Raw genomic sequence first — 12,139 nt, 5'->3', positions numbered from 1 at the left:
AAAATGGACTTCTTAAAATTTTTTAAAAATAAGCATTTCGCCCAAGATATGCCCCTGGGTAGGATTAATAGGGATAAGATACCCCAACATGTGGCAATAATTATGGATGGAAATGGAAGATGGGCCCAAAAAAGGGGCCTGCCAAGATATGCCGGACACAAGGCTGGTGTGGAAGCTTTGAAGGATATAGTCAAAGCTTGTATAGAGTTAAACATTAAAATACTTAGTGTATTTGCATTTTCTACGGAGAACTGGAAGAGGCCTAAAGAAGAAGTTAGTATCTTAATGGAATTATTAACTAAACATCTAGCTACAGAAAAAGATGACTTACATAAAAATGGAGTGAAAATTAATTGTATTGGCAGTTTAGACAAGCTCCCACCATCTGCACAGACTGAAATAGCTAAAGCTCATGCATTGACTAAAAAAAACCATAAGCTGATATTAAATATTGCTCTAAACTATGGGGGAAGATTAGAAATAGTAGAGGCTGCCAAAAAACTTGCAGCAAAAATATGTGAAGGCAATTTAAAAAATGATGAAGTTACCGAAGAGATATTTGCTAGCCTTTTATTTACTGGTGGACAAGCAGACCCTGACTTATTAATTAGACCCTCTGGGGAAATGAGACTATCAAATTTTTATCTCTGGCAAACAGCCTATACGGAAATATATGTTTCTAGTGTCCTCTGGCCTGATTTTCGAAAGGATAATCTAATAGAAGCTATAATTGATTATCAGAATAGGGATAGAAGGTTTGGAGGAATAAAGAAATAAGGAGGGGATATGGTGCTTAAACACAGATTAATTACTGCTGTATTTGGGATACCCCTATTGATATCTTTAATCTATTTTGGTTCCATTCCATTACTAATAGCAGTTTTAGCAGTATTCTTTTTAGGTCTTAAAGAGTTTATACATATGACAGAGAATGCAGGCTATTTTCCGTTAAAGATGTCCATGTATATTGGAGGCTTTTTGTTGATAGGAGAGTCTTATATATACAAAGGAGAACACGGTATTTTTGCCATTTTTATAGTATTCATGCTGTTAATTATTAATCTAGTATTACTTAATAAAATAAGTTTAGTTACAATGGCGGTAAGTCTTTTAGGAGTAATATATCTGAGCTTTTTAAAATATATCTTACTGTTAAGAGACTTGCCCAATGGATTTCTATTAATATTCATGGCCTTTCTATTAACCTGGATGGTTGATACAGGTGCATATTTCAGCGGAAGGTACTTTGGAAGCAGAAAGCTAGCTCCCAGCATAAGTCCTAATAAGACCCAAGAGGGGGCAATAGGCGGTATTATAGTAACCATGCTGACAGCTGTCATTTTACATTTTACATTAATCCCCATTGGAGTCCTAAATGCAATAATCCTTGGTTTATTAATATCCATATTGGGACAGATAGGAGATTTGTTTGAATCACTTTTAAAGCGCAGTGCAAATGTAAAAGATTCAGGAAACCTTTTGCCAGGACACGGTGGAGTCCTTGATAGATTTGACAGTATTTTATTTACAGTACCCATTACCTATTATTTCATATCCATTTTGAAGATTTTTTAACTGGGGTGAAGAGTTTAAATGAAAGACTTACCAGAAAAGGAAATTAGAAATTTATTAAAGGCAGCTACAATTGTATTAATATTTTTAGCAATTTTTCTTTTTTATTACTATCTTTTTCCTGCGGCCTGGAACATTCTTGGTAGAATTATTCCACTAATACTTCCCTTTGTAATTGCCCTGGTTTTTGTTGGGCTGCTGGAACCTATTGTAAGCCTATTTGAGAAAAAACTGAGATTATCCAGGACACCAGTAATTATACTAGTTATTGCTCTTTTTTTTGCAGCTATTATAGGTGTTCTCATCTGGCTAATTTCCATGTTGGTAATAGAATTAATGAAGTTTTCTAATGATTTCCCCAAACATGCCAGCAGTATTAATGCAAAAATACTTGAAATTGCTGATAATTTGCAGAACCTCTTTACTGCAATAAATATACCTCCCCAGTTAATGGACTTAATAGATGAAAACACTTCAGATGTGTTAGCTTCTGTAAGAGACATCAGTATAGGACTGCTCAATTTTCTCATTGAATTGGCTGCCTTGCTGCCAATGGGAATCATAGTTTTTGTATTTGCAGTCATAGCAATATTTTTTATTAGCAGAGATAAAGATATGATATTAAAATCATTTGAAAAGCATTTACCTTCTACCCTATATAAGAGGATAGTGCTTATTGGCTCAGAGACCGGCAGTGCACTTTTTGGCTATATAAGGGCCCAGGTAATTCTTATGCTGATAACTGCTGGTATTACCTTTTTAGGTTTACAGATACTTGGAGTGACTTATGCTTTTTTAGTAGCAGTATTAGTTGGCATTGCAGATATACTGCCAGTTGTAGGGCCAGGTGCAGTTTTTGTTCCCTGGATCATATGGGAGATGCTTAATGGCAATTATGGCTTTGCAGTTGTACTACTAATTTTATATACTATTGTTAGTGTAGTAAGACAAGTTTCACAGCCAAAGGTAGTAGGTGACAACATAGGGCTACATCCATTAGAGGCTCTAATCGCATTATTTGTGGGTTTACGACTCATGGGTGTATTGGGGTTGATATTGGGGCCAATAATCTGGGTTGTGATTAAAACTAGCTGGAAATCAGGTGTATTTAATCGTCATTATTAATGGGAGGACTTATGCAAAAAAAGATAGCATTGTTAGGGAGTACAGGTTCTATTGGACTACAAACCCTGCAGGTGGTTGATATGTTTCCGGAGCAGTTTAAGGTTGTATCCATTGCTTCAGGTGGAAATAGAATAGATCTTATAGAAAAACAAATAATTAAATATAATCCTCAGGTTATTTCAGTTACAAATGAGGAGTGTGCAAAAAAACTTGGGGTTAAGTATAAAAGCAGGCAAAGGAAGGTTCTTTCTGGTTTAGAAGGAGTTGTTGAAGCAGCAGTGATGGAGGATGTTGATCTTGTTGTTGCTGCTATAAGCGGGGCTGCAGGCTTGGTGCCTACCCTTGCAGCCATTAAAAGTGGCAAGGATATTGCCCTGGCTAACAAAGAAACACTAGTTGCTGCTGGTGCTCTGGTAATGGAGGAGGTTAATAAGAATGGTGTTAACTTATTGCCTGTGGATAGTGAACATTCAGCAGTATTTCAATGCATTGAACCAGATCAGGCTGAGGCCATTGCTTCTATAGTATTGACTGCATCAGGAGGGCCCTTTAGAGGTTATTCGCTAGACGCCTTAAGAAATGTCACACGACAAGAGGCATTAAAACACCCTAATTGGTCCATGGGAAGTAAGATAAGTATTGATTCAGCTACACTAATGAATAAAGGTTTAGAAGTAATTGAAGCCCATTGGCTGTTTGGCATAGACTATAGTAGAATTGAAGTTGTGGTTCATCCTCAAAGTATTATTCATTCCATGGTAAGATATGCTGATGGTTCTATACTGGCCCATCTAGGTTATCCTGATATGCGTATACCAATACAATTTGCTTTAACATATCCTAAAAGATGGGGGAATGCACTAAAACAACTAGACTTTACCCAGGTGGGTACATTATCCTTTGAGAAACCTGATTTGCAAAAGTTTCCATCATTGGAACTGGCATATGGGGCAGGTAAAGTGGGAGGTATTATGCCTACCATATTAAATGCAGCAAATGAAGCAGCGGTAGAGATGTTTTTAAATGACCAGATAAAATTTTTACAGATTCCCCAGCTGGTAGAAACAGCTCTAGCAAAAAGTCAACAAATTACCAATCCATCACTGGAGGATATACTTGAAGCTGACAAAGCAATAAGATTGGAAGTAAAGAATGTTTATTACAAGGGGTTGATTAATTAATGAATACAGCTGTATTAGCTATACTTATATTTGGAGTACTAATTCTTGTCCATGAATTAGGACACTTTATAGTGGCAAAGGCAACTGGTATTAGAGTAGAAGAGTTTGCCATTGGTATGGGACCCAAGATCTTGGGTGTTAAATATGGTGAAACGGATTACTCTTTAAGGGCACTTCCTATTGGCGGCTATAACAAGATGTCTGGGATGGAACCTGGGACAGAGGATGATGAGAAGGGGTTCAACAGCAAGACTGTATCACAACGAATGTTGGTAATTGTAGCAGGATCACTTATGAATTTTCTGTTAGCAATAGTACTATTTGTTCTAGTTTTTTCCTTTATAGGTGTTCCGGCTAATTCAAATGTCATTGGCGATACTATTGCAGGCTTCCCAGCAGAACAAGCAGGCTTGAAAAAGGGTGACCAGTTGACTGCTATCAATGGTGAACCAGTTAATAACTGGCTGGAACTTACTCAAATAATACAGAAAAATCCAGAAAAGAACTTGACTATTACTGTGCAGCGTGAAAATACCATACTGCAGATAGACGTTACCCCTAAGAAGGATCCTGAAACAGGTTTAGGGCTAATTGGAATAAGGGATAGTCTAAAAACCTATGATGTTTGGACTGGATTGAAACTTGGAACTGAACGCGCCATTGCAATTTTAGTTTTGATTGTCACCAGTTTAGTTCATATAGTTACAGGTCAAGCCCCTGCAGAAGTTGCTGGACCAGTTGGGATAGTTCAGATGATAGGTGAGGCAGCACAATATGGGGCTGGAATGATCTTTAATTTTGCTGCATTGCTGAGCCTAAATCTTGGATTGATTAATTTACTTCCAATCCCAGCCTTGGATGGAAGCAGGCTTGTATTTCTTGCAATAGAAGGAGTTAGGGGAAAACCGATCAATCCTGAAAGGGAGAACTTTGTGCATTTAATAGGGTTTGCTATGTTAATTCTTTTAATGATACTTATTACATATAAAGACATTCTTAGAATCTTTAATTGAAAGGGAATAAGCAATTGAGAAGAAAGAGTAAAGTAATCAGCGTAGGAAATGTGTGTATTGGCGGAAATAATCCTATAGTAGTACAGTCAATGACAAATACTGATACCAGAGATATAAGCTCTACTGTAAAGCAGATTAACAATCTAAGTGATTCTGGCTGTGAGCTAGTGAGAGTGGCTGTAATTAATCAGGAAGCAGCCCTTGCCATTAGAGAGATTAAAGCTAAAATTTCTATTCCTTTGATTGCAGATATTCATTTTGACTACAGGCTGGCTCTTCAATCCATAGAAAGTGGTGCAGATGGACTACGTTTAAATCCAGGAAATATAGGCAGTATTGATGCCATAAAAAGGGTTGTCTTTCAAGCCAGGGAAAGAAGTATTCCCATTAGAATTGGCGTTAATTCAGGATCTCTAGAAAAGGACATTTTAAAAAAATACGGAACTCCAACAGCAGATGCGCTGGTAGAAAGTGCTTTAAGGCATGTTAGAATTTTAGAAAACCTGGATTATGATCTAATTAAAATTTCGGTCAAATCTTCAGATGTTAAGTTAATGGTAGAGGGCTACAGGTTACTGGCAAAAGAAGTAGAGTACCCTCTACATCTAGGGGTTACGGAGGCTGGCACAGTATTAAGAGGAACAGTCAAATCTGCTGTTGGGCTTGGAATCCTTTTATCAGAAGGAATAGGTGATACTATTAGGGTCTCTCTCACAGGTCCTCCTGAAACCGAAGTGTTTATAGGATATGAGATTCTAAGTGCTTTGGGGCTGAGAAAAAGAGGATTAGAATTAATATCATGTCCAACATGTGGCAGGTGTCAGGTAAATCTTATTGCCATGGCTGAAGAAGTAGAAAGAAGACTAGCATGGGTAGACAAGCCTATTAAAGTTGCGGTCATGGGTTGCCCGGTAAATGGTCCTGGAGAGGCAAAGCATTGTGATGTTGGCATAGCTGGTGGAAATAAAAAGGGATTAGTTTTTCGAAAAGGCAAGATAATAGCAAATGCTCCACAGGAAAAGCTTGTGGACCTTTTAGAAGAAGAAATTAAAAGAATGCTAGGAGAAGGTGATTAAAATGAGGGTTTCCAATATGCTTGCAAATACTTTAAGAGAAGTGCCGGCTGAGGCAGAAATTGTTTCTCACAAGCTTTTATTAAGGGCTGGATTTATTAAAAAGGTCGCTTCAGGTGTTTATAGCTACCTGCCAATGGGCTGGCGCGTTATGCAAAAAATCATGGATATTATCAGAGATGAAATGAATAAGGCTGGAGGATTAGAGTTAGGGTTGCCTAGTATTCACCCTGCAGAATTATGGCTTGAAACTGGCAGGTGGAACGTATATGGTGACGAACTGTTTAGATTAAAGGATAGACACCAACGTGACTTTTGCTTGGGCCCTACTCATGAGGAGGTGCTCACTGATATAGTTAGAAAGGAAGTTAGCTCCTATAAACAGCTGCCATTACTTTTATATCAAATCCAAAATAAATATAGAGATGAACGCAGACCTCGATTTGGCTTAATGCGCGGCAGAGAATTTATTATGAAGGATCTTTATTCCTTTGACAAGGACGTCGAAGGAATGAGAGTTAGCTATAAAAAGATGTATGATGCCTATGTAAATATCTTTAGAAGGTGTGGTTTAGAATTCAGAGCCGTTGAAGCAGACTCAGGCGCCATTGGAGGTAAAACATCCCATGAATTTATGGTATTAGCTCAAAATGGTGAGGCTGAGATAGTGTACTGCCCAAATTGTGAATATGCAGCAAATGTGGAAAAGGCCGAAGCCCATCCAGAGGTGCTGCCAGGGGAAGAACTCAAGGCCATAGAGAAGGTACATACACCAGGTGCAAAAACAATGGATAAATTAGCTGAACATTTAGACGTTCCAAAGTCTAAGACAATAAAAACAATGCTCTACAAGGCTGATGAGGAGCTTGTTTGCGTTCTTGTTAGAGGTGACAGGTCGGTAAATGAAATTAAGGTAAAAAACCTACTAGACTGTGTAAATCTTGAAATAGCTAGTGAAGCTGTAATTCAAGAGGAAATAGGGATTCCAATGGGATATGTTGGCCCAGTTGATATGCCACAGAAGGTGAAAATTATTGCAGATGCTGAAATAAACTATTTATCAAATATAGTAGTTGGTGCAAATGAAAAGGACTACCATTTAATTAATGTAAACCCTGGAAGAGATTTTAGAATTGATATTGAGGCGGATGTTAGAATTGTGGAAGAAGGGGAAAAATGTCCATGTAGTACTGGAAGTTTAAAAAAAGCCAGGGGAATAGAGGTTGGTCAGGTTTTTCAACTAGGGACCAAGTATAGTGAGGCTTTAAAAGCAGTTTATGCCGACGAAAAGGGTAATAATAATTATATAGTAATGGGCTGTTATGGGATAGGTGTGGGTAGAACCATGGCAGCTGCCATAGAACAAAACCATGACCAGGATGGAATCATCTGGCCCATGACAATAGCACCCTTTCACGCTGCAGTTATTCCTGTTTCAAGTAGGGATGAGCAGCAGGTTCAGGTAGCTGAAGGTATATACCAAGATCTTAAGAATAGTGGTGTAGAAGTTATCATGGATGATAGGGATGAAAGGGCAGGTGTTAAATTTAAAGATGCTGATTTAATAGGGTATCCTCTGCAGATAATCATTGGTAAAAAGACTATTACTGAAGGCACAGTAGATTTAGTTATACGCAAAAACAAAGAAGCACAACAATCAGTAAGGGTAGAAAATGTGGTTGAAGCAATAAATAATCTTATTAAAGCTGATATAAGGAGTCTTTAGTGTAAAACTACAAGGGGGCCAAAAATGAAAGTTACCGTTGTAATTCCAGCCTACAATGAAGAAAACAATATAGGCAATGTTTTAAAAGTTCTAGTTGGCATTAAACTACTAGATGAGATTATAGTGGTGGATGATGGTTCTTCCGATAGGACGGCACAAGTAGCAGCTTCTTATGGAGTTAAGGTTATTAGACTAAAGGAGAACCTTGGTAAGGGTGGCGCCATGATGGAGGGTGCTAAACTAGCATTACACCCAAATATCCTCTTCTTAGATGCCGATCTAATAGGCTTAAAAGAAGAGCATATAAATAAGCTTATTCAGCCAGTCATTGAGGAAGGTTATGTGATGACTGTAGGGGTTTTTGAACATGGTCGGATAGCTACAGATTTGGCTCAGTTTCTGGCTCCCTTTTTGTCTGGACAAAGAGTAGTTGGAAAAGAACTTTTTTCACAAATATCTAATCTAGATGCAACTAGATTTGGTGTTGAAGTGGCGCTCACAAAGTACGCAAGGGACAATCATCTACCTGTCAAAGAAGTAATATTAGAGGACTTGACCCATGTCATGAAAGAGGAAAAACTGGGGTTAATCAAGGGTTTTCTAGCTCGCATGAAAATGTATTGGGAAATAGCTAAATTTGTTTCAACCAATATAAAAACTGGAACTAAGGATTGATTATGGAGGAATACAATGTCTACTTTACATCAATCTGATATGGACATAAGCAAGCTTAATAAAAAGCAGATTATTGGAGAACTTTTAAAGATGTGTAAGATTCGTACGGTGGAGGTCAGCAATAGGGAATGCTGTTGGACTATTCATGTTGAAATTACTCGCCTATTGGAGTATGCACACCTTGAAGCCCTGGCAAGTGCGTTGATGGATTGCAGCCATGCCTTAAAGAAAGTCAATATTGTTCCCTATTATAACCTATCTAAATATGATTTTAAAACCATGGGTAAGGAAGATTTAGATTTAATAAGGGAGAACTTATGCTGGTTTTTTCCAGACATCAAAATCTGGCTCATGAATGCAACCTTGAGACTTAAGGATGCAGTTCTATATATCCAACTCCCTGGTAAAATGGGAGTTAATATTTTGTCCAAGGGTGGTTATGAAGAATTAATTTGTCAATGCATGAAAGTCAATTTTTATTTTGATATAGATGTGAAAATTATCATAGAAGAAAAGCGGGAACAGCATGATGACAATCTTCTAGAAAAGTACATCCAAAAAATACATGATGCTAATAAAAAAATTACAAACCTGCCTCAAGAGAAGGTTATTGAGAAAAATAACAATGCAGTCAGTACTAACGTTATTTTTGGAAAGCCTTCAAAAAACTGCAGTCACCTTGCCATAGCACGTTTAGGAGCGGATCATCAAAAACGGGTAGCAATCTCAGGTGAAGTTTTTTCCATGGAATCAATTAAATTAAAAAATGGTAATATCATGTTTTCCTTTAATATTTCCGATAAAACAGATTCCATCACTGTTAAGGTATTTGAACGTGATGACATAAAGTTGAATTTTCCTATCAAGAGTGGAATGAGCGTGAAGGTGATTGGTGATTTACAATTTGACAGATATTCTGGTGAACAGATAATAATTGCAAAATATATTGAAAAATCTTCAAAACAAACAAGGATGGATTGCGCAAACAAAAAAAGAATTGAACTCCATTTACATACAAAATTCAGCTCAATGGACGGTCTGGTTGATGTAGAAGCATGTATTGAAAGAGCAGCCATGTGGGGCCATAAAGCTATAGCCATAACAGACCATGGTGTAGTGCAGGCTTTTCCAAATGCCTTTGCAGCCGGTAAAAAACATGGGGTAAAAATCATTTATGGTCTAGAAGGATATTTGATAAAAAATCAAGATGTTAAAAGCTCTTCAAGGTACCATATTATTGTTCTGGCCAAAAACAGGCAGGGTCTGGAAAATCTTTATCGGTTGGTTTCATTATCCCATTTAGAATACTTTTATCGACGGCCATTGATTCCCCAAAGTATTCTCCAAGAATATAGAGAGGGGCTGCTCTTAGGAACAGCATGTGAAGCAGGCGAGTTAATTCAGTCCTATATTAAAGGAACAAAAGTTGAAGAATTGATAGATATAGCTTCCTTTTATGACTTTTTAGAGATTCAACCCAGGGCAAATAACGCGTTTTTAATTGAAAATGGTACTATCAAGTCTGAAAATGATCTAGTAGATATGAATAAAACTATTCTCCAATTAGGTAAAAACTTAAATAAGCCGGTGGTGGCTACTGGTGATGTTCATTTTCTAGATAAACATGACGAAGTTTTTAGAAGAATTCTTATGGCTGGACAGGGCTATAAAGATGATAATCAAGCACCTCTATATTTTAGAACAACTCAAGAAATGCTGGATGAGTTTTCCTACCTTGGAGAGCAGGATGCTGAGGCTGTAGTTATAGATAATCCTCATATTATATCTGATATGGTAGAGGAATTGTCCCCCATACCTACAGGGTTTTTTCCGCCAAAGATTGCTGGAGCAGAAGAAGAGATCAGAGATATGACCTGGAGGAGGGCAAAAGAATTATATGGCGATCCATTACCAGGAATCGTTACTGAGCGCATAAATAAGGAATTGGATTCAATAATTTCAAATGGATACTCAGTACTATATTTAATTTCTCATAAGCTTGTAAAAAAATCTAATGACGATGGTTTTTTGGTAGGTTCAAGAGGTTCAGTAGGTTCATCTCTTGTAGCCACATTAACAGGCATTACTGAAGTAAATCCATTAGCTCCTCATTATATTTGTGATTACTGTAAATATAATGAGTTTATTACAGATGGCTCAGTAGGGTGTGGAGCAGACTTGTCAGAAAAAGCCTGCCCAAAATGCAATAACACCCTGAGAACAGATGGACATCAAATCCCCTTTGAAGTGTTTATGGGTTTTAAGGGGGATAAGGTTCCAGACATTGATTTAAATTTTTCAGGGGAGTATCAGCCCAATGCTCATAAATATACTGAGGAGCTTTTCGGTTCTGATAAAGTATTTAGGGCAGGCACCATTGCAACAGTTGCAGAAAAAACTTCCTTTGGTTTTGTAAAAAAATATATTGAGGAAAATGGTGTAAAATGCAGAGCAGCAGAACGGGATAGATTAATAAAAAACTGTACCGGTGTTAAAAGAACTACTGGGCAGCATCCTGGAGGTTTAATGATAGTACCCCATGATAAGGATATACATGCTTTTACGCCTATCCAGAGACCAGCTGATGATACTAAAACCAACACAATAACTACACACTTTGATTATCATTCCATTCATGATTGCCTGGTCAAGCTTGACATATTGGGTCATGATGATCCTACTGTGATTAAACTGTTGGAAGACTTTACAGGGGTTGATGCAAAAAAAATACCGTTAAATGATAAGGAGACCATGGGTATATTTTCCGGAGTAGGGCCATTAAACCTTAGAGATGAAAAATTGTTAAACACCTCAATTGGAACCATAGGTATACCAGAGTTTGGCACCAAATTTGTTAGAGGGATGCTTGAGGAAACCAAGCCAAGCACCTTTGCAGAGCTGGTTCGAATTAGTGGTCTGTCCCATGGAACTGATGTATGGTTAAATAATGCTCAGGAACTTATTAAAAAGAAGATTACTACTTTAAATGAAACTATTGCTTGCAGAGATGATATTATGGTTTATTTAATTGAAAAGGGTCTGCCATCACTTGAGGCTTTTAAAATAATGGAGGATGTACGCAAGGGAAAGGGATTAAAGCAGGAATACAAGGAACTGATGCTCGCAAATAAAGTGCCAGATTGGTACATAGATTCTTGTGAAAAAATAAAATATATGTTTCCCAAGGCACATGCTGTGGCATATGTAACAATGGCATTTAGAATTGCATACTTTAAGGTGAAATATCCTGAAGCCTTTTATGCCGCCTTTTTCTCCGTACGAGGGGATGATTTTGATGCAGAATTAATATGTCAAGGGGAGGATAAGGTGATATCTAAAATGCAGGAGATTGAATCCCTGGGAAACGATGCAACAGCAAAGGAAAAAGGGCAATACAACATACTAGAAGTGGCCCTTGAGATGTATTTAAGAGGGATCAAGCCAAAAATGATTAATTTATGGGATTCTGATTCCTTTAGATTTAAGATAGCAAATGGTCAGCTTTTGTGTCCCTTTATTTCTTTGCAAGGACTTGGAGAAATTGCTGCAAAAAAAATTGTGGAAACCAGGGAAAGTGGAGAAATAACTTCAGTTGAAGACCTGCAGAACAAGGCAAAGTTAACTAAAAATGTTGTTCAAGTATTAAAAGAAAATGGAATTTTAGAAGGATTACCAGAAAAAAACCAATTAACCTTGTTTTAGCTTGATTAGCGTGTTAGGATATGATATACTGCTATATGGAATGATTAATATTACAGAAGCTTAGCTAATGAG

The 12,139-nt window shown here is 37.4% G+C and carries 9 protein-coding genes; all 9 read left to right on the top strand.

Translation table 11 applies throughout. The features are described 5' to 3' along the window. Window positions 1-3 precede the first annotated feature (3 nt). Genes uppS through K364_RS0106390 form a run of 9 tightly spaced genes read left to right on the top strand, consistent with a single transcriptional unit; the run spans window position 4 to window position 12,067 of the window. On the top strand, window positions 4-777 hold the full coding sequence (uppS, locus tag K364_RS0106430) for an undecaprenyl pyrophosphate synthase (protein WP_028307333.1): 774 nt from the start codon (window positions 4-6) through the stop codon (window positions 775-777). 9 nt (window positions 778-786) lie between these two features. Further along, the gene (locus tag K364_RS0106425) at window positions 787-1,575 is read left to right on the top strand and encodes a phosphatidate cytidylyltransferase (RefSeq protein WP_051533840.1); all 789 of its coding nucleotides are present in this window, start codon (window positions 787-789) and stop codon (window positions 1,573-1,575) included. Between the two features lie 18 nt (window positions 1,576-1,593). Then, complete coding sequence (gene ytvI / locus K364_RS0106420; RefSeq protein ID WP_028307331.1) at window positions 1,594-2,697, top strand: sporulation integral membrane protein YtvI; 1,104 nt, start codon at window positions 1,594-1,596, stop codon at window positions 2,695-2,697. Between the two features lie 11 nt (window positions 2,698-2,708). Continuing rightward, window positions 2,709-3,878: a 1-deoxy-D-xylulose-5-phosphate reductoisomerase gene (locus K364_RS0106415; protein WP_028307330.1), complete on the top strand. Its 1,170-nt coding sequence runs from the start codon at window positions 2,709-2,711 to the stop codon at window positions 3,876-3,878. Then, the gene (rseP, locus tag K364_RS0106410; protein WP_028307329.1) at window positions 3,878-4,891 is read left to right on the top strand and encodes an RIP metalloprotease RseP; all 1,014 of its coding nucleotides are present in this window, start codon (window positions 3,878-3,880) and stop codon (window positions 4,889-4,891) included. Before K364_RS0106415 ends, rseP begins: the two co-directional genes overlap by 1 nt. A gap of 14 nt (window positions 4,892-4,905) precedes the next feature. Beyond that, window positions 4,906-5,967 (top strand): flavodoxin-dependent (E)-4-hydroxy-3-methylbut-2-enyl-diphosphate synthase, encoded by a 1,062-nt coding sequence (gene ispG / locus K364_RS0106405; protein WP_028307328.1) that lies wholly within the window; start codon window positions 4,906-4,908, stop codon window positions 5,965-5,967. A gap of 1 nt (window position 5,968) precedes the next feature. Then, the gene (locus tag K364_RS0106400; protein WP_028307327.1) at window positions 5,969-7,690 is read left to right on the top strand and encodes a proline--tRNA ligase; all 1,722 of its coding nucleotides are present in this window, start codon (window positions 5,969-5,971) and stop codon (window positions 7,688-7,690) included. 24 nt (window positions 7,691-7,714) lie between these two features. Beyond that, window positions 7,715-8,365 carry a glycosyltransferase family 2 protein gene (locus tag K364_RS0106395; protein WP_028307326.1) on the top strand — a complete coding sequence of 217 codons (651 nt, stop codon included), beginning with the start codon at window positions 7,715-7,717 and terminating at the stop codon, window positions 8,363-8,365. Window positions 8,366-8,380: 15 nt separating this feature from the next. Beyond that, on the top strand, window positions 8,381-12,067 hold the full coding sequence (locus tag K364_RS0106390; protein WP_028307325.1) for a PolC-type DNA polymerase III: 3,687 nt from the start codon (window positions 8,381-8,383) through the stop codon (window positions 12,065-12,067). The last annotated feature ends 72 nt before the right edge of the window (window positions 12,068-12,139 follow it).

It is taken from the genome of Desulfitibacter alkalitolerans DSM 16504 (assembly GCF_000620305.1).
Lineage (GTDB): Bacteria > Bacillota > DSM-16504 > Desulfitibacterales > Desulfitibacteraceae > Desulfitibacter > Desulfitibacter alkalitolerans.
The sequence above is the reverse complement of the archived record's forward strand: the minus strand, read 5'-3'. Positions and strand labels throughout refer to the sequence as shown.

Bases quoted from the DNA above. Each gene is read 5' to 3' on its own strand.
- K364_RS0106400 (WP_028307327.1), top strand. From the start codon at position 5,969: ATGAGGGTTTCCAATATGCTTGCAAATACTTTAAGAGAAGTGCCGGCT.
- K364_RS0106390 (WP_028307325.1), top strand. From the start codon at position 8,381: ATGTCTACTTTACATCAATCTGATATGGACATAAGCAAGCTTAATAAA.
- ytvI (WP_028307331.1), top strand. From the start codon at position 1,594: ATGAAAGACTTACCAGAAAAGGAAATTAGAAATTTATTAAAGGCAGCT.
- rseP (WP_028307329.1), top strand. From the start codon at position 3,878: ATGAATACAGCTGTATTAGCTATACTTATATTTGGAGTACTAATTCTT.
- uppS (WP_028307333.1), top strand. From the start codon at position 4: ATGGACTTCTTAAAATTTTTTAAAAATAAGCATTTCGCCCAAGATATG.
- K364_RS0106425 (WP_051533840.1), top strand. From the start codon at position 787: ATGGTGCTTAAACACAGATTAATTACTGCTGTATTTGGGATACCCCTA.
- K364_RS0106415 (WP_028307330.1), top strand. From the start codon at position 2,709: ATGCAAAAAAAGATAGCATTGTTAGGGAGTACAGGTTCTATTGGACTA.
- K364_RS0106395 (WP_028307326.1), top strand. From the start codon at position 7,715: ATGAAAGTTACCGTTGTAATTCCAGCCTACAATGAAGAAAACAATATA.